The organism is Nonomuraea sp. NPDC001699 (assembly GCF_053596455.1).
Genome location: NZ_JBSFGF010000008.1, coordinates 135,126 through 157,107 on the forward strand (window position 1 = coordinate 135,126; position 21,982 = coordinate 157,107).

At 73.0% G+C, this 21,982-nt stretch carries 21 protein-coding genes and 1 pseudogene; 16 read left to right on the forward strand and 6 right to left on the reverse strand.

The window, feature by feature from the left end:
* Positions 1 to 360: 360 nt before the first annotated feature.
* Together ACWCSU_RS24890 and ACWCSU_RS24895 are read left to right on the forward strand one after the other, a co-directional pair.
* A complete protein-coding gene (locus ACWCSU_RS24890) occupies positions 361 to 2,358 on the forward strand; it encodes a vWA domain-containing protein (protein ID WP_449937863.1) in 1,998 nt (665 codons plus the stop codon).
* Positions 2,358 to 3,716 (forward strand): extracellular solute-binding protein, encoded by a 1,359-nt coding sequence (locus ACWCSU_RS24895; protein WP_449937864.1) that lies wholly within the window; start codon positions 2,358 to 2,360, stop codon positions 3,714 to 3,716. The genes ACWCSU_RS24890 and ACWCSU_RS24895 overlap by 1 nt, the downstream gene beginning before the upstream one ends.
* Here the strand turns inward: ACWCSU_RS24895 and ACWCSU_RS24900 are convergent.
* On the reverse strand, positions 3,702 to 4,313 hold the full coding sequence (locus ACWCSU_RS24900) for a TetR/AcrR family transcriptional regulator (protein ID WP_449937866.1): 612 nt from the start codon (positions 4,311 to 4,313) through the stop codon (positions 3,702 to 3,704). The genes ACWCSU_RS24895 and ACWCSU_RS24900 overlap by 15 nt on opposite strands.
* A 66-nt stretch (positions 4,314 to 4,379) precedes the next feature.
* On the opposite strand from ACWCSU_RS24900, the gene ACWCSU_RS24905 reads away from it, so the two are divergent.
* The 4 genes from ACWCSU_RS24905 to ACWCSU_RS24920 all read left to right on the forward strand — a co-directional run bounded on the left by ACWCSU_RS24905 (position 4,380) and on the right by ACWCSU_RS24920 (position 9,235).
* Complete coding sequence (locus tag ACWCSU_RS24905) at positions 4,380 to 5,627, forward strand: glycosyltransferase (protein WP_449937867.1); 1,248 nt, start codon at positions 4,380 to 4,382, stop codon at positions 5,625 to 5,627.
* A gap of 67 nt (positions 5,628 to 5,694) precedes the next feature.
* A complete protein-coding gene (gene murJ, locus ACWCSU_RS24910; RefSeq protein WP_449937869.1) occupies positions 5,695 to 7,266 on the forward strand; it encodes a murein biosynthesis integral membrane protein MurJ in 1,572 nt (523 codons plus the stop codon).
* A gap of 125 nt (positions 7,267 to 7,391) precedes the next feature.
* Complete coding sequence (locus ACWCSU_RS24915) at positions 7,392 to 8,603, forward strand: sensor histidine kinase (RefSeq protein ID WP_357709255.1); 1,212 nt, start codon at positions 7,392 to 7,394, stop codon at positions 8,601 to 8,603.
* Entirely contained in the window at positions 8,591 to 9,235 is a 645-nt protein-coding gene (locus ACWCSU_RS24920) for a LuxR C-terminal-related transcriptional regulator (RefSeq protein WP_397041847.1), read from the forward strand. The genes ACWCSU_RS24915 and ACWCSU_RS24920 overlap by 13 nt, the downstream gene beginning before the upstream one ends.
* Here ACWCSU_RS24920 and ACWCSU_RS24925 read toward each other — a convergent pair.
* Positions 9,220 to 10,401 (reverse strand): serine hydrolase domain-containing protein, encoded by a 1,182-nt coding sequence (locus ACWCSU_RS24925; protein WP_449937871.1) that lies wholly within the window; start codon positions 10,399 to 10,401, stop codon positions 9,220 to 9,222. The genes ACWCSU_RS24920 and ACWCSU_RS24925 overlap by 16 nt on opposite strands.
* 443 nt (positions 10,402 to 10,844) lie before the next feature.
* On the opposite strand from ACWCSU_RS24925, the gene ACWCSU_RS24930 reads away from it, so the two are divergent.
* On the forward strand, positions 10,845 to 11,357 hold the full coding sequence (locus ACWCSU_RS24930; RefSeq protein WP_449937873.1) for a GNAT family N-acetyltransferase: 513 nt from the start codon (positions 10,845 to 10,847) through the stop codon (positions 11,355 to 11,357).
* Positions 11,358 to 11,443: 86 nt separating this feature from the next.
* On the opposite strand, the gene ACWCSU_RS24935 is transcribed toward ACWCSU_RS24930, so the two are convergent.
* Positions 11,444 to 12,097 carry a TetR/AcrR family transcriptional regulator gene (locus ACWCSU_RS24935; protein WP_449937875.1) on the reverse strand — a complete coding sequence of 218 codons (654 nt, stop codon included), beginning with the start codon at positions 12,095 to 12,097 and terminating at the stop codon, positions 11,444 to 11,446.
* A gap of 119 nt (positions 12,098 to 12,216) precedes the next feature.
* Between ACWCSU_RS24935 and ACWCSU_RS24940 the strand changes: the two genes are divergently transcribed.
* Positions 12,217 to 13,170: an alpha/beta hydrolase gene (locus ACWCSU_RS24940; RefSeq protein ID WP_449937876.1), complete on the forward strand. Its 954-nt coding sequence runs from the start codon at positions 12,217 to 12,219 to the stop codon at positions 13,168 to 13,170.
* Between the two features lie 13 nt (positions 13,171 to 13,183).
* Here the strand turns inward: ACWCSU_RS24940 and ACWCSU_RS24945 are convergent, their stop codons facing one another.
* Positions 13,184 to 14,158 (reverse strand): helix-turn-helix transcriptional regulator, encoded by a 975-nt coding sequence (locus tag ACWCSU_RS24945; protein WP_449937878.1) that lies wholly within the window; start codon positions 14,156 to 14,158, stop codon positions 13,184 to 13,186.
* 103 nt (positions 14,159 to 14,261) lie between these two features.
* Here ACWCSU_RS24945 and ACWCSU_RS24950 point away from each other — a divergent pair, with 103 nt between their 5' ends.
* From ACWCSU_RS24950 to ACWCSU_RS24980, 7 genes are all read left to right on the forward strand, one after another.
* Positions 14,262 to 14,657 (forward strand): RidA family protein, encoded by a 396-nt coding sequence (locus ACWCSU_RS24950; protein ID WP_364091964.1) that lies wholly within the window; start codon positions 14,262 to 14,264, stop codon positions 14,655 to 14,657.
* Between the two features lie 908 nt (positions 14,658 to 15,565).
* The gene (locus ACWCSU_RS24955) at positions 15,566 to 15,826 is read left to right on the forward strand and encodes a hypothetical protein (RefSeq protein ID WP_449937880.1); all 261 of its coding nucleotides are present in this window, start codon (positions 15,566 to 15,568) and stop codon (positions 15,824 to 15,826) included.
* Between the two features lie 179 nt (positions 15,827 to 16,005).
* A complete protein-coding gene (gene sigK / locus ACWCSU_RS24960) occupies positions 16,006 to 16,602 on the forward strand; it encodes an ECF RNA polymerase sigma factor SigK (protein ID WP_449937882.1) in 597 nt (198 codons plus the stop codon).
* Positions 16,599 to 17,363 (forward strand): anti-sigma factor, encoded by a 765-nt coding sequence (locus tag ACWCSU_RS24965; protein WP_449937883.1) that lies wholly within the window; start codon positions 16,599 to 16,601, stop codon positions 17,361 to 17,363. Before sigK ends, ACWCSU_RS24965 begins: the two co-directional genes overlap by 4 nt.
* Before the next feature lie 218 nt (positions 17,364 to 17,581).
* A complete protein-coding gene (locus tag ACWCSU_RS24970) occupies positions 17,582 to 19,078 on the forward strand; it encodes a molybdopterin-dependent oxidoreductase (protein ID WP_449938367.1) in 1,497 nt (498 codons plus the stop codon).
* 44 nt (positions 19,079 to 19,122) lie between these two features.
* Positions 19,123 to 19,746 carry a fasciclin domain-containing protein gene (locus ACWCSU_RS24975; RefSeq protein WP_449937884.1) on the forward strand — a complete coding sequence of 208 codons (624 nt, stop codon included), beginning with the start codon at positions 19,123 to 19,125 and terminating at the stop codon, positions 19,744 to 19,746.
* Positions 19,747 to 19,900: 154 nt separating this feature from the next.
* Positions 19,901 to 20,563, forward strand: coding sequence for a fasciclin domain-containing protein (locus ACWCSU_RS24980; RefSeq protein ID WP_449937885.1), 663 nt, complete (start codon positions 19,901 to 19,903; stop codon positions 20,561 to 20,563).
* A gap of 207 nt (positions 20,564 to 20,770) precedes the next feature.
* Here ACWCSU_RS24980 and ACWCSU_RS24985 read toward each other — a convergent pair.
* Positions 20,771 to 21,121: pseudogene (locus ACWCSU_RS24985) on the reverse strand (Sua5 family C-terminal domain-containing protein); the annotation flags it as partial.
* On the opposite strand from ACWCSU_RS24985, the gene ACWCSU_RS24990 reads away from it, so the two are divergent.
* Positions 21,011 to 21,313, forward strand: a complete 303-nt coding sequence (locus ACWCSU_RS24990; protein ID WP_449938369.1) for a tyrosine-type recombinase/integrase — start codon at positions 21,011 to 21,013, stop codon at positions 21,311 to 21,313. The pseudogene ACWCSU_RS24985 and the gene ACWCSU_RS24990 sit on opposite strands and share 111 nt — an antisense overlap.
* Before the next feature lie 132 nt (positions 21,314 to 21,445).
* Here the strand turns inward: ACWCSU_RS24990 and ACWCSU_RS24995 are convergent, their stop codons facing one another.
* Positions 21,446 to 21,889, reverse strand: a complete 444-nt coding sequence (locus ACWCSU_RS24995) for a winged helix-turn-helix transcriptional regulator (protein ID WP_449937886.1) — start codon at positions 21,887 to 21,889, stop codon at positions 21,446 to 21,448.
* Positions 21,890 to 21,982: the final 93 nt, after the last annotated feature.

Below are 21,982 nucleotides of genomic sequence, written 5' to 3' on the forward strand. Positions count from 1 at the left end.
TACTTGGCGGGTTCACAGGTACGGCCGTGTGGACGGGATGGCGTCCCACAAAGATTGCGAATTTTCGGGTGTCGCGAAGCTAGGCCATTTGTCCCGGTTCGCCGTTCAGGTAGCGATGAAGATCTTTGCCGGGGCATGGCGACGGTATGACGCAACCGGACGGACGGGTTCAGGAGGCGGGTTTCGGGAGGTCCGCGAGGGTCCGCGCGCCGGCCGCCCGGCGGTGGCGAGCGACCCGCGGGACAGTCCGAATGGGCATGACCGCCACACTTGGGGAGCCGGGCGGCTAGGCTCCCCAATCGCCACTGGCCCCCGTCCGCCGATTTCAGTACGTTCTCACTGGTCCCTACGGAAGCCCCCATGCCGTCATTACGTTCGCGTGAAGAGAACTCGCGCGACGGCGAGGACGACAGCCCGCCGCCGCGCCAGGACGCTCCGCGCGCCATCGCTGCCGAGACGGTGCTGAGCACTCTGGTGGGTGTGATCGTCACCCGGATATGGACGGATTTCACCGCCTTTGTGGAACAAATCCCCGGCGGCTACTACGTCGGGGTGTCTCTGCTCACCGGGGCGGTCTTCCTGACGATCTGGGCCGCTTCGCGACTGAGCCCGGCACGGGTCCGGGCCGCGGCCGCCGAGCGGGGCGCCCGCGCGTGGCGGTGGATCTGGCGGAAGACGCCCCGGGGCCTGCGCCGGGCCGCGCGGATGTTGCGCCTCAACCGCGCGGTCCGGCTGCTGCTGGCGGTCTACCTGGCCGCCGTCGCGGGGGCGTGCGTGGTCGCCGTGGGCGCGGGCGGCGTGTGGGCGTACCGGCGGCTGGGTCTCGGACCGTGCGATCCCCCGCAGGAGCTGACCGTCATGACCGCGCCGGAGAACGTGAGCGCGCTGCGGATCGCCGCCGAGGCGTTCGTCGGGAGCCGGTCGGAGCACGGTTGCGCGTTGCACCGCGTCTCGGTCTACCCGGAGGCGTCCGTCGAGGAGCTGGCCTACGGCTTCGACAACGACTGGCAGCGGGACGGCTACAACCAGAACGGCGACCCGTACACGCGGCTGCTCACCCCGCGTCCGGACCTGTGGGTGGCGACCACGGCGGCGGAGCTCGGCCTGGTGTTCGGCGGGGACGACCGGATCAGGGCCGCGCCCGTGCGGATCGAGCCCCTGGGCGACGCGGGCGCCGACCGGCTGACGCTGGCGGTGTCGAGCTCCCGCTACGGCGTGCTCAACCAGATCCTGCCCGCGCGCGGGCCCGGCCGCCGTCTCGACGCGGCGCTGGCGGCCGCCCGGGGCCGGCAGCGGATGCGCCTGACCTACCCCGAGCCGAGCCTGTCCGTCGCCGGGCTGGTCGCGGCCGCGCGGGTCGTGGACACCGACAGCGGCAGGGAGATCGCCCGCAGCGCCGGCCTCGGGGGAACCGTCGGGGAGACCTTGTGCCGGTTCCGCACGGGGTCGAAGGACGAGCGCGACGACCTCGCCTTCCTCGTGCCGTCCCGTGCCGTCGTGGACCTCAACGCCGGCCTGCCGGGCTCCACCCCCTGCCCCGGCAGGCAGCTCAGCGGCGGCGACGCCCTCATGGACGTGAAACCCGAGGCCGGCACGCTGATCACGCATCCCGTCCACGGGGTGAGCTGGCCCGGGGACGCGCCCGCGCGCATGGAAGCCGTGCGCGACCTGGCCGCCTGGCTGTCCCGGACGCGCCCGCTCGACACCCGCCCCGACCCGGCAGGCAAGGCGACCCAGGACGACCTGGGCATGGTCCGCGAGCGGATCGCCGCCAAGCTGCCGTCGGTGAGCGTCCAGGTGGCGCTGGACGGGTCGGGCTCGATGGCGGAGTCGCCCTCCTCCCTGCTGGCCAGGGTCCGGGACGCGCTCTCGGCCGTACGCGGCTCGCTGGGCAACGACGACCGGCTGTCCGTGAGCCTGTTCCACCGGCCAGAGCAGGGCGGGCGGGTGGTCAGGTTCGACCCCGAGGTCTACCACCGGCAGGACTGGGAGCGCCTGCAGTCGCGGCTCGCCGAGGCGCCGCGCGGCGCCAGGGACGCGCCGATCTCGCAAGCGTTGAGGGACCTGGGCCACGAACTGGACCCGCCCGGCAGGCCGGTCGTCGTGATCACCGACGGCGGTCCCTTCAGGTCCGACGAGAAGGACGACGACAAGGTGGCGCAGGCCCTCGAACGGGCGGCGCGCGACGCGGCCACCGTCCTGGACGTGCACGTCCTGGTGGTCGGCGACGCCGCCTGCCCGCCCGGACTCGGACCGGGGCCCGTCCCGGCCGGCGGGGTGACCTGCACCGCCGTGGCCCACAACAACCTGGAGGACGCCTTGCGCAACCTGGTCTCGGCGATCAGAGGGCGGCCCTGATGTCCGGCCGGCCGGTCGCCGAACGGGTGGCGGCGGGCGTCGCGTTCGTGGTGACGGTGTGCCTGCTGGCGTACCTGCTGGTCGCCGACCGCACCGCCCGGTCGGACCGCGTGTGCCCGTCCCATCTCCAGGAAGGGCTGCGGGTGGCGGCGGGTGACGACATCAGTGCCAGCACCTACCGGCGCGAGCTGTTCGACGAGTGGAACGCCCACCACCAGCCCCGCGTGACGCTGGTGGAGATGGGCGAGACCACCGACGACGAACGCAAGGAGATGGTCACCGCGGCCCAGGCGGGGCGATGCGCGTACGACGTCCTGGTCATGGACGTGGCCTGGGTGCCGGAGTTCGCCCGCAACGGCTTCCTGCGGGAGACCCCGCTGACCCCGCAGGAACGCGCGGCCTTCGTGCCGCAGGCCCTGCGCACCGGCGAGGTGGACGGCACGCAGTACGCCGTCCCCTTCGGCACCAACGTCCCGCTGCTGTATTACAAGTCGGGCCTGCCCTACCCCCGCACCCTGGACGAGTTCCTGGACCTGGCCTCCCGGCACCGCTACGCCGCCCAGCTCGACGACTACGAGGGCGGCACGGTCAACCTGCTGGAGGCGATGCTCTCCGGCGGCGGCGAGATCATGCGGGACGACCGCGTGGTGCTGGACGAGCCGGGCAACGCGGACAAGGCGCGGACGGCGCTGGCACGGTGGAGCACGATGACCCGCGCCGTCCTGGAGGACCGGCCGCGGTACGCGAGTCTGCAGGAGCGTACGAGCATGCGCGAGTTCCGCCGGCCGGACGTCGGCTACCTGCGCGACTGGGCGTTCTCCTTCCACGAGCTGGCCGCCGACCCGGCCCTGCGCCCCGCCTCCGGAACCCTGCGCTTCAAGGTCGGCAAGTTTCCCACCCACGGCACCCTGGGCGGTTTCAACCTGGCCATCGCCAGAGACTCCCCGCACGCGAAGGAGGCCATGGAGCTCATCCGGTTCCTGACCGGGCGGAAGCGCCAGAGCAGGCTGTTCGCCTGCGGCGGCTACCCTCCGGTGATCGAGGCCGTGTACGCCGAGTTCCGCGACCGGCCGACGGCCTGCCGGAAGACGACCACGGACCCGCCCGGCGACACCGTCGGCCCCCGGGAGCTCAGCGCGCTGGCCGGGGCCGTCCACGCCGGTCTCCAGGACACCGTCACCCGGCCCGCCTCCCCGTACTATCCGGCGTTCAGCGAGGTGTTCCGGAGCTGCGTCCGCCAGGCGGTGCTGAAGGGCCCCGACTCACCGCCGATCGACTACCCGGCCTTCGCCGCCGCCCTCCGCGCCGCGCTGGACGGCCGCCCCGCCGACCGGAACGCCTGTTCAGGCTCCACCTGAGGGCGCCTGAGGCCGTCCGAACAGCCGTTCGAGCTGGTGTTCGACGAGCGCCGCGGCGTCCTCGGCGGTGTAGTGGCCGATGACGATCGGGTTCACCAGGCCCTGGGCGAAGGCGAACAACATGGCCGCCTCCTTGACGGCGTCGACGTCGGCGGCCACCTGACCGGCCGCCTGGGCCGCCCTGAGCTGACCGGCGTAGAAGTCGAGGACGATCGGCAGGCCCGCGCGCAGCAGCGCCGCCAGCGGCTCGGCCACCACCGAACGCGCGAGGAAGGCCAGCCCGACGCGCGCCTCGAACCGGCGCTCCTCGTCCAGCGGCAGGAGTTCCAGGAGCGCCACGCGCAGGAGGCCGAGGGGGGTGCCGTCGTGCGCGGCGGCGGCGACCCGGAGGCTGATCCGGGTGTTGAGGTGCTGCAGGGCGAGCGTGAGCATCTCGTCCTTGCTGGCGAAGTAGTGCTGCACCGCGCCCATGGACATGCCCGCCTCGGCCGCGACCTCGCGCAGGCTGACGCTGTCCATGCCCTTGGCATCGATGACGCGATGCACGGCGTCGGCGATGTGCCGCCGGCGCGTCTCGTGGTCGACGATCTTCGGCATCGGTTCCCAGTTTTTGTCATGCGGTCGCATTGCGAAGCGAGCGCCCGCCTTTTACCATGCGAGTGCATGATAAACGAGGGCGAGGTGGACGTCGTGCGCGTACTGATCGTCGGGGTGGGCACGCGGGGTGACGTGGCCCCGTACACGGGGCTGGGCGTACGGCTGCGGGAGGCCGGGCACGAGGTGGCCGTCGCCTGCCACCAGCCGTACGCCGACCTGGTGACCACCGCGGGTCTGGAGCATCGGGACATCCCGGGCGACCTGTTCCCCCTGCTGCCCGCGGGCAAGGGCGGCGCGCGGGTCTCCCCGGCCGCCAAGCTCGCCCTGTTCGCCGAGTACGGCAGGCAGGTCTCCGGCGGCATCGTCCGGGCCGCCGCGGCGGGGACCGACGTCCTGCTGCTCAACGTGGCCGCCTCGGCCGGGTACCACGTGGCCGAGGCGATGGGCGTGCCGAGCATGGGCGTGCACCTGCAGCCGGTGGAGCCCACGGGGGACTTCCCGCCGGTCATGAGCGTCGTGCGCCGCTCGCTCGGCCGGTGGGGCAACCGGACGGCGGCCCGCCTGGCGTTCGCGCTGCCCTCGCCCGCGCACGCCGGGTCGGCCAAGGAGTTACGGGCCGCGCTCGGGCTGCCGCCGATCGGCTCGCGGGAGGCGTACCGGCGGCGGGAGGCCGCGTGCTGGCCGGTCCTGCACGGGTTCAGCCCGTCGGTGCTGCCCCGACCGGCCGACTGGCGGGCGGGGCTGGAGGTGACGGGCTACTGGTGGCCGGTACGTCCGGCCGGCTGGCGGCCCGACCCGCGCCTGCGCGACTTCCTCGACTCCGGCCCGCCCCCGGTGTTCGTGGGCTTCGGCAGCCAGGCGGGCCCGCGCGCCGACCACTACACCGACCTGGCCCTTCACGCCCTGCGGCTGGCCGGCCTGCGCGGAGTGCTCCAGACGGGCGTGCCCGGAACGCTGAACGACGACGTGCTGGGCGTCGCGGACGTGCCGCACGAGTGGCTGTTCCCGCGCATGGCCGCCGTCGCCCACCACTGCGGCAGCGGGACCACGGGGGCCGGGCTGCGGGCGGGCGTGCCCGCCGTCGGCCTGCCCGCCCTGGCCGACCAGCCGTTGTGGGCGTCCCGGCTGGCCGCGCTCGGGGTCGGCCCGGCCGCCGTCCCCTTCCGCCGCCTGTCCCCGGAACGGCTCGCGGCCGCCCTGCGCGCGGCCGTGAGCGAGCCCTCGTACGCGCGGCGGGCCGCGGAGCTGTCGGAACGCATCAGGGCGGAGGACGGGGGCGCGGCCGTGATGGCGGCGGTGAACAGCCTGGCGTGACCGCCCGCCGCATCCCGGCCTCCTGGCGGGCATAATGCGTTGATCGCCGCGAGGAGAGGCAGGATTCATGATGGATCAGCCGAGTTTCGCCCGGACCGGCCAGACGATGGTGGTCGCCACCCTCGTGTCGAGGATCACCGGCTTCCTCCGGACGCTGGCGCTGGTCGCCGCACTCGGGCTGGGCACGCGGCTGCTCGACGCCTACACCGCCGCCAACGTCCTGCCCAACAGCATCTACGAGCTGGTGATGGGCGGAGCGGCCGCGAGCGTGCTGGTCCCGCTGCTGGTCCGGGTGACGGCCGACGACGACGTCGACGCGGACCTGTTCACCCAGCGGCTGCTGTCCCTGGTGTTCTACGGACTGTCGGCGGTCGTCGTCGTGACGATCTGCGCGGCCCCGCTCATCGTCGACCTGACCGTCCCCGGGTTCAGCTCCGCCCAGCGGGAGCTGGCCGTCGACTTCGCCCGGATCTTCCTGCCCCAGATACTCTTCTACGGCCTCGGCGCGACACTCACCGCGATCCTGAACGTCCGAGGCCGGTTCGCCACCCCCATGTGGGCCCCGGTGGCCAACAACGTGGTGGTCATCGCCACCGCCGGGACGTTCCTGCTGGCCGGCGGAACCGGCCACCTGGAGAGGCTGCCCCAGGGGCAGATGTTGCTGCTGTCGATCGGCACCAGCGCCGGGGTCGTCGCCCAGATGATCGTCCTGGCGGTCGTCACCCGCCGGGCGGGCCTCCCGCTACGGCTGCGCGCCGACCCGCGGGGCATCGCGGTACGCAGGATCCTGGCGATGGCCGGCTGGACGCTCGCGTCGGTGACCGCGGCGCAGATCGCGCTGATCGTCGTCAACCGGCTGGCGTCGCAGGCCGGGCCGGGGGCGGTGGGTGTCTTCTCCAACGCGTACACCTTGTTCCAGCTGCCGTACGCGGTCATCGCGGTGACCGTGATCACCGGCCTGCTGCCCCGCATGAGCCGGGCGGCCGGCGAACGGAATCTGGCCCAGATCACCGCCGACCTGTCGCACAGCCTGCGGGTGACCGGCGTGATCCTGGTTCCCGTGGCCGCCGCGCTCGTGGCGCTGGGGCCGCAGCTGGCCATGCTGCTGTTCGCGCACGGGAACGCCTCTCCCCGCGCCGCTCATCTCACCGGTGTCGTGCTGGCCGCGTACGGGCCGGCGCTGGTTCCGTTCGCGGGCTACCAGATCCTGCTCCGCGTCTACTACGCCCTCGGTGACACGCGCACGCCCGCACTGGTCAGCGTGGTCGTCTCCGCCGCCCTGCTCGTCACGAGCCTGGTCGCCGCGCGCCTCTTCCCGGGCACGGACATGGTCGTCGCCCTCGCCGGCTGCACGGCCGTCGCCTACGCCTTGGGGTTCGTGATCGTCGCCCAGCTGTTGCGGCGCCGGATCGGCCGCATCGACGGCCACCGGCTGCTCAGCTCGTACGGGCGCATGTCGGTGGCCGCGGTGGTCGCCGCCGGTCTCGGGCTGGCCGTGGGGGCGGGGCTCGGCGGTCCGCTCGCCGTCGTGTCCGCCACGACCGTCGTCGGCGCCGGCCTCTACGTGTTGATCGCCCGCCTTCTCCGCATCGGCGAGTTCGCCGTCCTGACAGCCGGCCTGCGCCTCCCCCGCCTCTGACCAGGGCGCGGCCGCGGTCGGCACGCCGTTCTCCGTGTGAGAGGTGCTGATCGGCCACCGGCTGCTCGTACGGCCGGGCCGGGCGACGGGCGGCGCTGCGGGCACCACCAGGCAGAATGTCGGCCATGAAGGTCCTGACGGCCACGCGGGACGCGGCGCTCTTCCTGATGTCCGGAGCGGGCGCCGCGCTGCTCGCGCTGCCGCTGTTCTGGCTGGTCGGCTGCGTCGCGCTGCTGAGCCTGGCCGGGGTCGGCCTGCCCCTGATCCCGCCGGTGACGCGGCTGGTCAGGCGGCTGGCCGGGTGGCAGCGCCGCCGTCTAGGGATCCGGGTTCCGCCGTATCTGCCGCTTGAGGGGACGCTACCGGTACGCGTGCGCGCGGCCGTGGGCGACCCCGCCACGCCGCGGGAGGTGCTCTGGCTTCTCGCGCACGGTCTCACCGGCAGCGTGCTCGGCTTCCTGGCGCTGGGCCTGCCGCTGGCGGCGCTCAACGCGGCCACCCTGCCGCTGTGGTGGTGGCTCCCGCCGGGCAGCCCGCCGTCGGTGCTCGGCTACGCCGTCGACTCCTGGCCGACGGCCCTGACGGGCCCGTTCGTCGCCGCGGCGTACGTGGGCGTGGCCCGCCTGGTCCTGCCGAACGCCGCCGTCCTGTCCGAACGACTCAGCCGCCGCCTGCTCGAACCCGTCGGCCGGGTACGGCTGGCGCAGCAGGTGGCGATGCTGACCGCGGCCAGGGCCTCGGCGCTCGAAGCCCACGCGCAGGAGCTCAGGCGCATCGAGCGCACCCTCCACGACGGCACGCAGAACCGCCTGGTCGCCGTCGTCATGCACCTCGGCATGCTCGAACGTGCCCTGGGCGCCGCCCCCGAGAGCACCCGGCAGCTGGCCGTACGGGCCCAGGACGCGGCCTCCGACGCGCTGGTCAACCTGCGTGACGCCATCCGGGCCATCCACCCGCCCGTCCTCACCGAGCACGGGCTCGACGGCGCGCTCGCCGCGCTGGCCGCGCGCAGCCCGGTCCCCTGCGTCGTCGAGGTCGCCGGCTTCCCCCGCCTGCCGGCGGCCGTCGAGGCGGCCGCGTACTTCACCGCCGCCGAAGCGCTCACCAACGTCGCCAGGCACAGCCGTGCCGGCAAGGCGGCGCTACGCGTGCACCTGGACGGCGGCCTGCTGATCGTCGAGATCGAGGACGACGGCGTGGGCGGCGCCAGGAGCGGCGCCGGAAGCGGCCTGACCGGAATCGACCACCGGGCCGCCGCCTTCGGCGGCCGGAGCACCCTGACCAGCCCGCCCGGCGGGCCGACCGTGTTGACAGTGGAGTTGCCATGCGGGTTGTGATCGCCGAGGACGACGCGCTGCTGCGCGAGGGGCTGGCGCTGCTGCTGGCCGCCGAGGGCATCGAGGTGCTCGACGCCGTCGACAACGCCGCCGACCTGCTCGCCGCCGTCTCGGCCGAGACGCCCGACGCGCTCATCGTGGACGTACGGCTGCCGCCGGACTTCCGCGACGAGGGCCTGCGCGCGGCGATCGAGGCCAGGCGGACGCGGCCCGGGTTGCCCGTCCTGGTGCTGTCCTCCTACGTGGAGGACACCTACGCGTCCGCCCTGCTCAGCGAGGGCGGCGTGGGCGTCGGCTACCTGTTGAAGGAGCGCGTCGGCAAGGTGCAGTCCTTCCTGGACGCGTTGCACCGGGTGGCCGACGGCGGGACCGCGATCGACCCGGAGGTGATCGCGCAGCTCCTGGTGCGCCGCCGGGCCGGTGACCCGCTCCACGCGTTGACCGCCCGGGAGCGGGAGGTGCTCGCGCTCATGGCCGAGGGGTTGTCCAACACCGACATCGGCGTCCGGCTGGTGATCAGCGAGGGCGCGGTCAACAAGCACATCAGGAACATCTTCGCCAAGCTCGGCCTGCAGCCCTCCGACAGCGGCCACCGCAGGGTGCTGGCCGTGCTCGCCTACCTCAGGGCCTGACCCGCGGCCGGCCGTTGCCCGGCGCAGAGGGCGGTGTCGAGGAAGCGGTCGAGCCGCTTGTCGCCCTCCGCCGTGAGCGACTTCTCGGTCGCGGTGACGGTGGCCGAGCGGCCGCCCTCGGTGACGCCGCCGCGGGTCGAGTATCCGCCGACGTCACCGCTGTGCCCCCAGGCGAGGCCGCCGCAGCTCAGCGAGATCTTCGTCAGGCCGAGCCCGTACCCCCACCCGCGCGGGGCCCCGGGCACCGGGACGGTCCGCTTCATCTGCTCCAGCATGGCCGGCTTGAGGAGCCGGCCGCCGAGCAGCGCGCCCAGGAACCGGTTGACGTCCCGCGGCGTGCTGACCAGCTGCCCGGCCGCCCATCCCCGCGACGGGTCCATCTCCGACGCGTCCACCGGCTCGCCGCCCGGCTCGCCGGTCCTGGACTTGTAGGCCCTGGGGTGGGCGCCCCGGATCCGCTGCTCGCCGGGGTTGGGCCAGTAGGTGTCGCCGAGCCCCAGCGGCGTGATGATCCGGTCGGTGATCTCCGCGCCGATCGGCCGGCCCGTGACCTTCTGCACCAGCAGGCCGAGCAGGACGTACCCGGTGTTGCTGTAGCTCCAGCCCTTGCCGGGCGGGAACAGCGGCTGCTGCGTCAGCGCCAGGTCGACCAGTTCCCTCGGCTCGAAGTAGCGGTGCCGGTTGTCGAAGAACGTCCCCGGGATGGCCTTGCTGTGGTCCGGCAGGCCCGAGGTGTGCTGGAGCAGCTGCCGGACCGTGATCAGGCGGCCGTCGTGCCCGTTGCCGCGTACCAGCCGCGGCAGGTACCTCTCGACCGGCGCGTCCAGCTCGACCTTGCCCTCGCCGGCCAATTGCAGGACGACCGCGGCGGTGAAGGTCTTGGTGGTGCTGGCGATGCGTACCTGGCCGTTGACCGGGACCTTCGCCCGGGTGGCCAGGTCGCCGACCCCGGCGGTGTAGTCCCGGCCGCGTCCGCCGGGTTCTCTCACCGCGGCCAGCGCGCCCGCGAACTCGCCGCCGCCGGCCAGCTCGTCCAACGCCGACCGTACGGCGTCGCCCGGACGGCTGCGCGGAGCGGCGTCGGCGGCGGCCGGGGTCGCGGCCCCCAGCGCGAGGGCCAGCACCACCGCGGCGCTGCGGAAGGTGACGGCAGGATGCTGAGACATCCGGAAACTCCCTTGATGACGTGGTTGCGATGTCCTTCAGCATGTCGGCGCGACCGGCACACGATCGATCCCACGCGTGGGTGTCTCCGCACTACAGCCAGCACCACCCCGCCCGTCCTCGACCGCGCGGGGCGGGTCCTCCTCCGGGCGGGGTGCTAGGCTGCCGTTCGTCCGGTGTCGGATCAGTGCTGGAAGGGAGGTGAGGTTCGATGACCGCGGTGAAGACCGCTGCCATGGGCAGCGCCCGCGCCGACCTCACGTCCCGGGCCTCGGTCTGACCCACTTCCTCCCCCGGCCTTGAGCCATCCGGCTCGCAGGGCGGGGTGATTCCGCGTCTCACCCGCGCGCCACCTTCGGGTTCCGAGGCTCCGCGACGATTCACCCTTCACCAGCACTTCGGCCATGTCCCGCATCCGCAGAAGGACGAGGAGACGATCCCGACCATGACCTTTTCCTGGACCACCCGATCCGAGAGCTCCGGCGACGTCGCCGCCATCCGCGACGTCAATCTCGCCGCCTTCCCCACCCCGTACGAGGCCGACCTCGTCGAGGCGCTGCGGGCCGACCCGGAGGCGTGGCTGCCCGGCCTGTCCTGGCTGGCCGAGTCCCCCGGCGGCGAGCTCGCCGGATACGCGCTGCTCACCCGCTGCACGGTCGGCGGCACACCCGCCCTCGCCCTGGGCCCGTGCGCCGTCAAGCCCGAGCACCAGCGGCGGGGCGCCGGTTCCGCGGCCATCCGCGCCGCCCTGCACGCGGCCCGCGAGCAGGGCGAGAACCTGGTGGTCGTGCTCGGCCACGCCGAGTACTACCCGCGCTTCGGCTTCACCCGGGCCTCCGGATACGGCATCCGCCCGACCTTCGACGTCGAGGACAAGTACATGATGGCGCTCGCCCTCGACCCTGAACGGCCGGTCCCGAACGGCGTCATCCGCTACGCGACGGCGTTCGGCATCTGATCCCCCGCTCCCGGAACGCGACGAACGGCCCTCAGCGCGGCTGGGGGCCGTTCGACCGTGCGGCCTCACGAGCCCGCGAGGGCGCGTCAGGGAATCGCGATCTCGATCTGGGCGAGGTGGGCGGCGATGATCTCGTCGAACGCGGCGCGACGGTCGACCCCGAGGGGACGGATCTCGCGGGCGAAGTGGGACAGCGCCGGGAAGCGGTCGGGGTCGGCGCCGAGGACCGCGACCCGGAACTGCTCCATGCCCTGTTCGTACTCCTCGGGAAGGAGGGCGCCGACGCCGGCCTCGGAGGCGATCAGCGCGGTGACGAGGATCACGATCCGGTGGTAGCGGGCCGGGATCTCCTCATCGGGCAGGCCCGAGGCCCGCAGGGCCTGTAGCACCTCCTCCATGACCAGCCGGGAACCGGGGCCGCCGGACCCGTAGCGCCCCCAGATCGCGGCGACCTGGGGGTGCTGCCCGAACGCCTCCCGCAGGCGCAGCGCCGTGGCGGTGAGGCGCTCTTTCCAGCCGTCCGGGGGGCGGTAACCGTCCATCGCGGCTTCGAGGGTGCGGTCGGCGACCGCGCGCAGCAGCTCGGTCTTGTTGCGGAAGTGCCGGTAGAGGCTGGAGGAGTCGGTGCCGAGCGCCGCGGCGAGCTTGCGCACGCTGAACGACTCGGCATCGCTCGTACGCAGCAGTTCCGCCGCCGTGCCCAGGATCTCGTCCGTCGTCCAACGCCTTCGGCCCGTCATCGTGCCCCTCTCGTCCGCGTCCAGACTAGCACCAGCCTGTGCACTTGCCGTTGCACGCACTGCGTGCATAATGGGAGCCCGCCGGCGAGAGACCGGCTCGGAGAAGGAGAGACGGGGACATGAGCGAGACCACCACTGTGCGACGGCCGCCGGAGCCGGACTTCCCGGCGCTGACGACCGAAGAGCTGATCACCTACCGCACCGAGGAGAATCGCTGGCGGGCGTCCGGCGCGGCGCGGGCGATCCTCGGGGAGCCCGACCCCGGGGCCGCGATCGAGTGGCAGCACCTCGCGCTGCCGGGCCGCGACCTGCCGGTCCGGGTGTACCGGCCGGTGTCGCACGACGACGGCGAGGCCGCCGCCCTGCCGCTCGTGATCCACGTGCACGGAGGCGGATTCGTGGGCACGGCCGCGCAGTGCGACTGGACCAACAGCCACCTCGCCGCCCGGCTGCCCGCGGTCGTCGTCTCGGTCGAGCACCGCCTCGTCGCCCCGGACAGCCCGATCGCGAACGCCGCCGACGACGGCTGGGACGTACTCCGGCACGTGATCGAGCACGCCGAGCAGTGGGGCGTCGATCCGGCGCGCACGGCCGTCTTCGGTGAGAGCTTCGGCGCGCTGATCAGCGCTCTGACGGCTCTGCGGGCCCGGGAGGCCGGGCTGCGGCTTAAGGCGCAGGTGCTGGTCAACCCCGTGGTCGAGGTTACCGAGACGATGTGCGACCACCCGTCCGTGGCCGAGTACGCCTACAGCCCGAGCCGCGCCCTGCCGCTGCTGCGGTTCCTGCGGCGGCTCGCCGTCCCGCCGGGAACCGACGCCCGCGCGTTCTCGCCGTTGTACGCGGAGGACCTGAGCGGGCTCGCCCCCGCGCTGCTCGTGGTGCCGACCCAGGACGCGGTCGCCGACCACGGCCGCCGCTACGCCGAGCGGCTGTGGTCGGCGGGCGCGTCCGTGCAGGTCACCGAGTACCCGGGGGCGCGGCACGCGTTCCTCACCCTGCCGGGGATCGAACCGCAGGCCGGAGACGCCCGGACGGAGATCTTCGAGTTCCTCCGCGCGGCCCTGGCCGGGTGACGGCGGCCGGTTCTCAGGACGGGGGTTCGTAGCGGGCGGTGAGCGCGGCGGCGCGGTCGCGCAGGGAGGTGCGCAACCACTGCGGGGCCAGGGCCTCGGCGTCCATGCCGAGCTGCCACAGCGCCCAGACGGCGTGTCTTCGGTCCTGGAAGGTCACCTCCAGCCGCAGCCGGCCGTCCGCGTCGGTCTCCTCGGCGAGGACGGCCAGCGCGGTGCCCAGCAGTTCCTCCCGCCGCGCCGGGTTCATCAGTACCAGCACGGCGACCTGGTCGCCGCCGGTGCGGAACCGGGTGCTGCGGTCCTGCCAGGCCCGGTCCAGGTCGACCCGGTCCGGCCGCTGCGCGGGTTCGGGCAGCTCCTCGGCGGCCGCGATCCGCGACAGGCGGTAGGTGCGGTCCGCGCCGGACCTCGTGGCCAGCAGGTAGCCCCGGTCGCGGATGGTGACCAGGCCGATCGGGTCGACCGTGCGCCACTCCGGGGCCTGGTCGGCGGCCGCGTAGTGGATCCGCAGCCGGTGTCCGGCGAACACCGCGCGCAGGACCTCGGCCGCGATGGCGTCGGGCACCTCTTCGGCGGACAGGCGGCGTGACAGCAGGTCGGTCTCCGGATCGATGAGCAGCCGCTCGGCCGCGCCGGCCGCGGTGTCCCGGTAGCTCTCGGGCAGCGCGTCGACCACCTTGAGCATCGCCGACGCGAGCGCCGAGCCGAGGCCGAACGCCTGCGCGCCGCGCCGCGATCCGGCCACCAGCAGGGCGAGGGCCTCGTCGGGGTTCAGCCCGGTGAGCTCGGTCCGGAAGCCGGGCAACAACGCGAAGCCGCCGTGCCGGCCGCGCTCGGCGTAGACCGGGACGCCCGCCGCCGACAGCGCCTCGATGTCGCGCAGCACGGTGCGGGTGGACACCTCCAGCTCGCGGGAGAGCGTGGCCGCGGACAGACGGCCGTGCTGCCGCAGCAGCAACACCAGCGAGACCAGCCGATCGGCACGCATTCGAAAACTCTACCGAAATACACGACACAGGATGTCGTGATTCGTTGGGAGGCTGATCACCATGACGTCAGAAATCGTGACATCGAATGGAGCTGATGTGGCAATGGAACGAACGGCGATCAACCCGGTAACGTGGTCGGTGGAGATGGGGTTCAACCAGGGAGAGCTCGTCACCGGGCACACCCGGACCCTGTACTGCTCCGGGCAGACCGCGACGGGCGATGACGGCAAGCCCCTGCACGACGGTGACATGGCGGCGCAGCTGGCACTGAGCCTCGACAACCTTGAAGCCGTTCTCGGCGAGGCCGGCATGTCCCTGGCGGACCTCGTCCGGCTCAACGTCTACACCACCGACGTGGATCTGCTCTTCCAGCACTACGGCGTGCTGGCCGCGCGGCTGGGCGGGGCCCAGGTGGCGCCGGCCACCACGATGCTCGGGGTGACCCGCCTGGCGATCCCGACCCTGATGGTCGAGCTTGAGGGGACCGCCGTCGCCTGACGTGACGGCCTGCCACCGCGTCCGGCGCGGTGACGAGCGGGATCGGTCCGTCGAGCCCGGCCAGCCGGGCCGGGACGCCGTCCACGGGATGGCCCGTTCGGCACCGGCGGTGTCCGTACGCGGTCGAGGAGGTCGGCGGCGATCGTTCCCCCGGCGGAGGTGAGGGAGGCGTCGACGGGGTGCTGCCTGTCGCGTTCCTCCTCCAGCGCCGCGCTCGCCGTGGCCATTCCGGTGAGCACGGCGGACGTCACGGTGACGCCGACCAGCAGGGAGGCGGTGGTGGCGGCGGTCCGGCGCACGGCGTTCCTGGTCGCCAGCCGTCGGGCGGGGCCGAGCAGCGCGCCGGTGATCCGGATCAGGCGGGGAACGAGCACCGGACCGAGAAGGAGCACGCCGGTGAACACCGAGCCCCGGCCCGCCACCATGATCGGCGTGCTGTCCTGGACCATCGCCACCCCGAGCAGGGCCGGCCCGACGACCAGCGGGAGCCCGGCGAGCGTCAGCCGCACCCGGCCCGCGGCCGAGTGCGCGTCGACGGGCGCGTCCGGGCGCAGCGCCGCGCCTGGGAAACCGGCAGCTGTGACGAAGTGCCGTACCCGCTGCCCGAGCATCCCGAAGTCTTCGGTGATGGGCACCACCACGTGCTCAGAACGCCCATGGCCCACCCATCGCCTCGCGCGACACCAGTGTTCATCTTCCATGCCGCCATCACTTGCCCTCCAGCATGCCCTGCTGGAACACCAGCGAACAGAACAGGAACTCGTAGGTCCCTCAGACGGGAGAACCAGCACTGCGGGGTATGGCGCATCGATGCCTGTCCCGACGGGAGAGGCAAGGTCAGGGTGCGCCAGCCGACCCCGTCGTGAGGTCCTGCCCGTGAACTTTGATGGGGAGTATCTGCAGCGGACGTGCCCGTCCCGGACGGCATCGGCATCGGCATCGGCATCGGCGCCGACGGTCAGCAAACGGCGCGGCCGGCCTGGCGGGACCAGCACCGCCAGGCCTTCCTGCGCGCGGCCGAAGCCCATGAGCGGGCCACTCACCAGCACGCCCGGCTTGCCGAGATGGAGCCGGCCAACGCAGGCCACCATCGTGCGCTGACGGCGTTGAACCGGCGGGCGGCCGTCCGCGACCGTAAGGCTGCGGCCGCGACGGCCGTGTATCTCTGATGGGGTGTAGGCGCAGTCCTGGCCGTCTCAGGTGTGCGCGTGGTTCTGAGGATGCACCTGGGCAACCCTGCTGGTTGCCGCCGCTGATGCCGCGTCACCAGCGGCGACCCATCCGGTAGGCGGGCGGCTCCGAAACCTGGGTGGCCGGTGCTGTGCCGGTCGGGGGCAGGAGGGGCTGTATGGGAGCGCGTGACCGGTCGACGCCGAGCCAAGACCGTCCGGGCAGTGGTCCGCCCGGACTGGAGGAATTGCTGCAGGCGGTCGGCAGAGGTGACCGCGGGGCGTTCGAGCGGCTGTATGACGTGCTGGCGCCGCGAGTGTACGGGCTGGTGCTGCGGGTGCTGCGAGATCGCGCGCACAGCGAGGAGGTGGCGCAGGAGGTGCTGGTGGAGGTGTGGCGCAGCGCCGCCCGCTACGAACCGGCCAGGGGCTCGGTGATGGCGTGGGTGCTGACCATCGCGCACCGGCGGGCGGTCGACCGGGTGCGGGCGGCGCAGGCGGGCACCGATCGGGAGGAGCGGGCCGCACGGCTGGAGCCGCACCGCTGTTTCGACGAGGTGGCCGAGCTGGTGGTGGGCCGGTTGGAGGGCGAGCGGTTGCGCCGCTGCCTGGACAATCTCACCGAGCTGCAGCGGGAGTCGGTCACCTTCGCCTACTACGGCGGCTACTCCTACCGGGAGGTCGCCGAGCTGGTCAAGGCGCCGCTGGGGACGGTCAAGACACGGATGCGCGATGGGCTGATCCGGCTGCGCGACTGCCTGGGAGTGGAGCGATGAAGGCGGCAGAGGACGGGTTCGACCCGCACACCTTGGCGGGCGCCTATGCGCTGGACGCCATCGACGAGGGCGAGCGGCGCCGTTTCGAGCGGCATCTGGCCGGGTGCGCCGAGTGTGCGCAGGAGATCACCGGGTTCGCCGAGACGGCCGCTCGCCTTGGGGTAGCGGTGGCGGGCGAGCCGCCTTCCGGCCTGCGGGCGCGGGTGCTGGCCGAGATCGAGCAGGTGCGTCAGCTGCCGCCGGCGCTGTCGCCCGCAGCGCCTTCCTGGCGGGTGTGGCGGGTCGCGTGGCGGCCGTGGCTGGCGGCGGTGAGCGTCGCCGCGGCCTTGGCCGTCATGGCCGGGCTCTGCGTGAGCACGCTGCAGGCGCGTCAGGAACTGGCGCAGGCGCGGCGGGCCGAGCAGCAGATCGCCGCGGTGCTGAGCGCGGATGACGCCCGGATGGTCACCGCACCGGCTACCGGGGCGAGGCGAGGCGGGCGGGGCACGGTGGTGCTGTCACGTTCGCAGGGCGTGCTGGTGTTCTGGGCTGCCGGGTTGGGCGAGCCGCCTGCGGGCCGGGTGTATCAGCTGTGGCAGCTCGCCCCGGGACGGATCACCTCGGCCGGGTTGCTGGCCTCCAGCGGCTCCGGCGGCACAGTGCCGGTCCTCAGCGCCATCAGCGCCGGTGCGGGCCAGGTGGGGGTGACGGTGGAGCCGGCCGGCGGGTCACGGCAGCCGACCAGTACGCCGTTGCTGCTGGTGGACATGCCCGCCGCCTGACCTTCCCGCCGGCACCCGCCACCGGGGAAACCGGCACCCATCCGTTTGGGCAGTGGCTCCGAAGCCCTGCTGTGACTGCTGAGAAACAAGCCAACGAGGGGGCGGCTTCCACACCGCCCCCGACACCAGCCGCCGTGTCCTCGGGCCGGATGCCGGGGGCCGGCGTGTCGGGGGTCTTCGGTGTGCTGGCCGCGGCGCTGGCGCTGGGGGTGGCGGAGATGACCGCCGCGTTGGTGGGCCGGCCGCAGGCCGGTCCGCTGCTCGCGGTGGGGTCGGCGGTCATCGATGCGAGCCCGGCATGGCTGAAGGACTTCGCCATCCGCACCTTCGGCACCGCCGACAAGCCGGTCCTGCTGCTCACGCTGGCGGCCGTGATCGTGGCCGTGTCGGCGGCCATCGGAACGGCCGCGCCCCGGCGACCGCGCCTGGCCATCGCAGCCCTGGCAGGGCTCGCGGCGATCGCCGGGGCCGCGGCGCTGTCCCGGCCCGAGGCCGGCCCGATCGACGTGCTGCCCGCCGTGGTGGGGGCGGCGGGCAGCACCCTCGCCTTGCTCTACACCCGCCGCCGGCCCCGCCCCGCGCGTGAGAGCCGCATCACGCTCGGCGACGTGGTGTGCTACGTCCATCCCCTCCAGCTGCCGGTGCCAGCAGCCGATCGGCGGGCGTTGCTCACTCGCGGCGCCGTCGTGCTCGGGGCGGCTGTGCTGACCGGCGGCGCCGGTCGGGCGATCACTTCGGCACGGCAGGCGTCCGCCGACGGCCGCGCTCTGGTGCTGCCGCCTCCCGCCGATCCGGCCCGGCCGCTCCCGCCGGGCGTGGGATTGAGAGTGCCGGGGCTCGGTCCGTTCACCACCTCCAACGACGCCTTCTACCGGGTCGACACCGCGCTGGTCGTCCCGCGCGTACCGCACCAGGAATGGACGCTGCGCGTCCACGGCCTGGTCGACCGCCCGGTCGAACTGTCCTTCGCCGAGCTGCTGGCCCGGCCGCTGACCGAGCGCGACATCACCCTGACCTGCGTGTCCAACGAGGTCGGCGGCCCGTACGCGGGAAACGCCCGCTGGCTCGGCGTCGACCTGGCCGCGCTGCTGCGCGAGGCCGGCATCCAGGCCGGGGCCGACCAGGTCCTGTCCCGCTCCGCAGACGGCTGGACCGCCTCCACCGCCCTGGAATCGGTGCTGGACGGCCGCGACGCGCTACTGGCCATCGCGATGAACGGCGTCCCGCTGCCACCCGCGCACGGCTTCCCGGCCCGGATGATCGTGCCCGGCCTGTACGGCTACGTCTCGGCCACCAAATGGGTCACCGACCTCAAGCTCACCCGCTTCGCCGACGAACGCGCGTACTGGACCCGGCGCGGCTGGGCCGAACGCGCGCCGATCAAGACCGCCTCCCGCATCGAGGTGCCCAAGCCCTTCGCCGAGGTACCCGCCGGTCCGGTCACCGTCGCCGGCACCGCGTGGGCGCAGCACCGCGGCGTCGCCGCCGTCGAGGTGCGCGTCGACGACGACCCCTGGCGCCCGGCCGACCTGGCCGCCTCCGCCGGGCCCGACACCTGGCGGCAATGGCACACGACCTGGCAGGCCACCCCTGGCCGGCACCGCCTGCGGGTCCGCGCCACCGACGCGACCGGTCACACCCAGCCCGCCGAACGCATGCCGCCGATCCCGAACGGCGCCACCGGCTGGCACACGGTCCTGGTGACCGTCACCTGAGCTCCCCTCAACGAGTCCATCCACACAACGAGCGAGGAACCATCATGAACCTTCGTCATGTCGCCGCCGGCCTGCCCATCCTGGCGCTGGCCGTCTCGATGACCGGCACCGGCGCATCAGCCTCCGCCGCGGGGCACGCCGGGACCACCGCGAGCGGCGTGTCCTGGACCGGCGCGGCCCAGCCGATGATCGCCCGGCGTCCCTTCGGTCCAGCCTGCTCGGCCGTGCCCACTTCCGGCAGGGGCAGCTTCACCGGCATGGCCGCCGACCCGGTCGCCACCGCCGCCTCCCACAACCCCGTGCTCTCCACGCTGGTCACGGCGGTGAAGAAGGCGGGTCTGGTGGACACGCTCAACGGCGCCGACGGCATCACCGTCTTCGCCCCCACCAACGAGGCGTTCGCCAAGATCCCCAAGAAGACGCTGGCCAAGGTCCTGGCCGACAAGAAGATGCTGACGTCCATCCTCACCTACCACGTCGTCAAGGGCCGCGAGACCCCGGCCGACCTGCGCCGTGGCACCTTCACGACGCTGCAGGGCGGCACGATCACCGCCCGCGGCTCCGGCACCGCCTACAAGGTCAACAACGCCCGCGTCGTCTGCGGCGACGTGGCCACTCGCAACGCCACCGTCTACATCATCGACACCGTCCTCATGCCCACCAGGTAGCCGTGCATCCGGCCCGCCGCACCGGCGGGCCCGATCGCGACGACGGCACCGAGGCCTGGCCGCGCCCGCACAAAGCATGATCACGGCCATCTGCTGGCCCCCACCTCCTCTTCTCTCACCGTCACCGCCTCACCTCGGTAAGGAACCCATGCACATGATCACGAAAAAGCGCCTGACCGCCGCTGTGCCCCTGCTGGCCTTGGCCGTGTCCCTGACCGCCTGCGGCGCCCACAGCGGCGACACCAGCGCCGACACCGGCGCGGCCCCCTCCACCAGCAGCGCCGCCCCGGCCCCCGCCAGCAGCGCCCCGATGGCTACCGACTCGGCCACCGAGCCCGCCGCCGATGCGCCGTTCGGCACGGCCTGCTCCGCCGTTCCCACCTCCGGCGAAGGCAGCTTCACCGGCATGGCCGACGACCCGGTCGCCACCGCCGCCTCCCACAACCCCGCCCTGTCCACCCTCGTCGCCGCAGTGCAGAAGGCCGGCCTGGCCGACACGCTCAACTCCGCCGACGGCATCACCGTCTTCGCCCCGACCAACGACGCCTTCGCCAAGATCGACAAGAAGACGCTGGACAAGGTGCTGGCCGACAAGAAGGCCTTGACCGACATCCTCACCTACCACGTCGTCCCCGGCCGCAAGACCCCCGGCGACATGCAGAGCGGCTCCTTCACCACGCTGCAGGGCGGCAAGGTCACCACGACAGGATCCGGTGAGGACTACAAGATCGGCGACGCCGACGTGGTGTGCGGCAACGTGCACACCCGCAACGCCTCCGTCTACATCATCGACACCGTCCTCATGCCCAAGAAGTGACCCCGAACAACGGGCTTCGCACACCCATGGCGCCTGCCCGGCCACTCCGGCCGGGCAGGGGCACCGCGGGTGCCGCTCACCCGGTGGGCCGGGGTCCTGCGGCCCGGCGTAGCCTGTTGGCGATCGCGGCTCCCAGCCCCTGCTCGCCGGCGGGGACGCGATGATGAGGTCGCAGCCTCGCTGGTCGAGCTCGCGCAGCAAGACATACAGCTCGCGCGCGTAGGCGGGCATCGACGCGGGAACCGCCACCACGGCGTGCGCTTTCACCTCGGCGTCGGCGAAGGCGGCAGGAAGCAGGACGCCCACCTGGCGCCCCGACTCCTGCGCGCGTTCCGCTTCGGCGACCACCTGCTCGGGCTCGACCAGGACGACCCGGGCCCGCGGCGCGTAGTGCGGGGGATGCTGGCCGGGCACCCGGATGTGGCTCGTCGCAGGGACCGCCAGCGGATGTCCCAGCGTCGTTTGCAGGCCCGCCGCCCGGCCGCTGGTGATCTCTGCCCGCACACCGGCCGCGCCCGCCTGGGCTACGACCGCGCCCGCGTCCCGCTGGAGAAGCACGCCGGCCTCGATCTGCACCAGTTGCGCCACAGTGCCGCCACCCACCTTGACGAGGCCGAGGTCCCGCTGCAGCTCATCATGGGCAAGACCCGGCACAAGAACCCCCGCACCGCCATGCGCTACGTCAAACCCGGCCCTGAGGCCATCGCCAAGGTCACCGAGATCCTGGCGCCCCGCCGCCACACCCACTGATCAACTGAGTGGCGGCTCGCCGGAGCCATTGGAGTTCCGGGCCTTTACGCGCAGACTGTTCCTGCCGGCCAGCGCCCCTGATCCAAGCCAAGGCCTGAAACGGGCAACCGGCCACGTCTTGCCCCCGGGATTTCAGTCGACGCGGCCGTCGTAGGTCCCGCGGTTGGCGAGCACGTCGTCCATGTGCGTCTCGGCCCAGCTTTTGAGGCCGCGCATCATGTCGTACAGCGACAGGCCGAGATCGGTGAGCTCGTAGGAGACCGTGACGGGCACGGTCGGCGTCACGGTGCGGGTCACCAGGCCGTCGCGCTCCAGGGAGCGCAGCGTCTGGGTGAGCATCTTCTGGCTGACCCCGGCCAGGAGGCGGGCCAGCTCCGAGTAGCGCATCGCCCGGGGCTCGCCGGCGCAGTCGGTGCCTGCCTGGTGCGGGCTGCCATTGCCGAGCGCGGCCAGGATCAGCGTGACCCACTTGTCTGAGATCCGGTCGAGCAACTGCCGACTGGGGCATGCCGCCACGAACGCGTCGTACTGCACCTTAGCCTGCGCCCTCTGCTGGGCCGCCGTCATAGCCGCCATCAAAACCACTCCTCACACCCCTTCGGGTGCCTTACGCACTCCGAGGTACCTACTTCCTCTTGGAGAGCTACATGTCAATGATGGTGCAAGAAG

Excerpts from the sequence above, each read along its gene's own strand:
- ACWCSU_RS24890 (WP_449937863.1), top strand. The coding sequence starts at position 361 with ATGCCGTCATTACGTTCGCGTGAAGAGAACTCGCGCGACGGCGAGGAC.
- ACWCSU_RS24895 (WP_449937864.1), top strand. The coding sequence starts at position 2,358 with ATGTCCGGCCGGCCGGTCGCCGAACGGGTGGCGGCGGGCGTCGCGTTC.
- ACWCSU_RS24900 (WP_449937866.1), bottom strand. The coding sequence starts at position 4,313 with ATGCCGAAGATCGTCGACCACGAGACGCGCCGGCGGCACATCGCCGAC.
- ACWCSU_RS24905 (WP_449937867.1), top strand. The coding sequence starts at position 4,380 with ATGATAAACGAGGGCGAGGTGGACGTCGTGCGCGTACTGATCGTCGGG.
- murJ (WP_449937869.1), top strand. The coding sequence starts at position 5,695 with ATGATGGATCAGCCGAGTTTCGCCCGGACCGGCCAGACGATGGTGGTC.
- ACWCSU_RS24915 (WP_357709255.1), top strand. The coding sequence starts at position 7,392 with ATGAAGGTCCTGACGGCCACGCGGGACGCGGCGCTCTTCCTGATGTCC.
- ACWCSU_RS24920 (WP_397041847.1), top strand. The coding sequence starts at position 8,591 with ATGCGGGTTGTGATCGCCGAGGACGACGCGCTGCTGCGCGAGGGGCTG.
- ACWCSU_RS24925 (WP_449937871.1), bottom strand. The coding sequence starts at position 10,401 with ATGTCTCAGCATCCTGCCGTCACCTTCCGCAGCGCCGCGGTGGTGCTG.
- ACWCSU_RS24930 (WP_449937873.1), top strand. The coding sequence starts at position 10,845 with ATGACCTTTTCCTGGACCACCCGATCCGAGAGCTCCGGCGACGTCGCC.
- ACWCSU_RS24935 (WP_449937875.1), bottom strand. The coding sequence starts at position 12,097 with ATGACGGGCCGAAGGCGTTGGACGACGGACGAGATCCTGGGCACGGCG.
- ACWCSU_RS24940 (WP_449937876.1), top strand. The coding sequence starts at position 12,217 with ATGAGCGAGACCACCACTGTGCGACGGCCGCCGGAGCCGGACTTCCCG.
- ACWCSU_RS24945 (WP_449937878.1), bottom strand. The coding sequence starts at position 14,158 with ATGCGTGCCGATCGGCTGGTCTCGCTGGTGTTGCTGCTGCGGCAGCAC.
- ACWCSU_RS24950 (WP_364091964.1), top strand. The coding sequence starts at position 14,262 with ATGGAACGAACGGCGATCAACCCGGTAACGTGGTCGGTGGAGATGGGG.
- sigK (WP_449937882.1), top strand. The coding sequence starts at position 16,006 with ATGGGAGCGCGTGACCGGTCGACGCCGAGCCAAGACCGTCCGGGCAGT.
- ACWCSU_RS24965 (WP_449937883.1), top strand. The coding sequence starts at position 16,599 with ATGAAGGCGGCAGAGGACGGGTTCGACCCGCACACCTTGGCGGGCGCC.
- ACWCSU_RS24970 (WP_449938367.1), top strand. The coding sequence starts at position 17,582 with ATGACCGCCGCGTTGGTGGGCCGGCCGCAGGCCGGTCCGCTGCTCGCG.
- ACWCSU_RS24975 (WP_449937884.1), top strand. The coding sequence starts at position 19,123 with ATGAACCTTCGTCATGTCGCCGCCGGCCTGCCCATCCTGGCGCTGGCC.
- ACWCSU_RS24980 (WP_449937885.1), top strand. The coding sequence starts at position 19,901 with ATGATCACGAAAAAGCGCCTGACCGCCGCTGTGCCCCTGCTGGCCTTG.
- ACWCSU_RS24990 (WP_449938369.1), top strand. The coding sequence starts at position 21,011 with ATGTCCCAGCGTCGTTTGCAGGCCCGCCGCCCGGCCGCTGGTGATCTC.
- ACWCSU_RS24995 (WP_449937886.1), bottom strand. The coding sequence starts at position 21,889 with ATGGCGGCTATGACGGCGGCCCAGCAGAGGGCGCAGGCTAAGGTGCAG.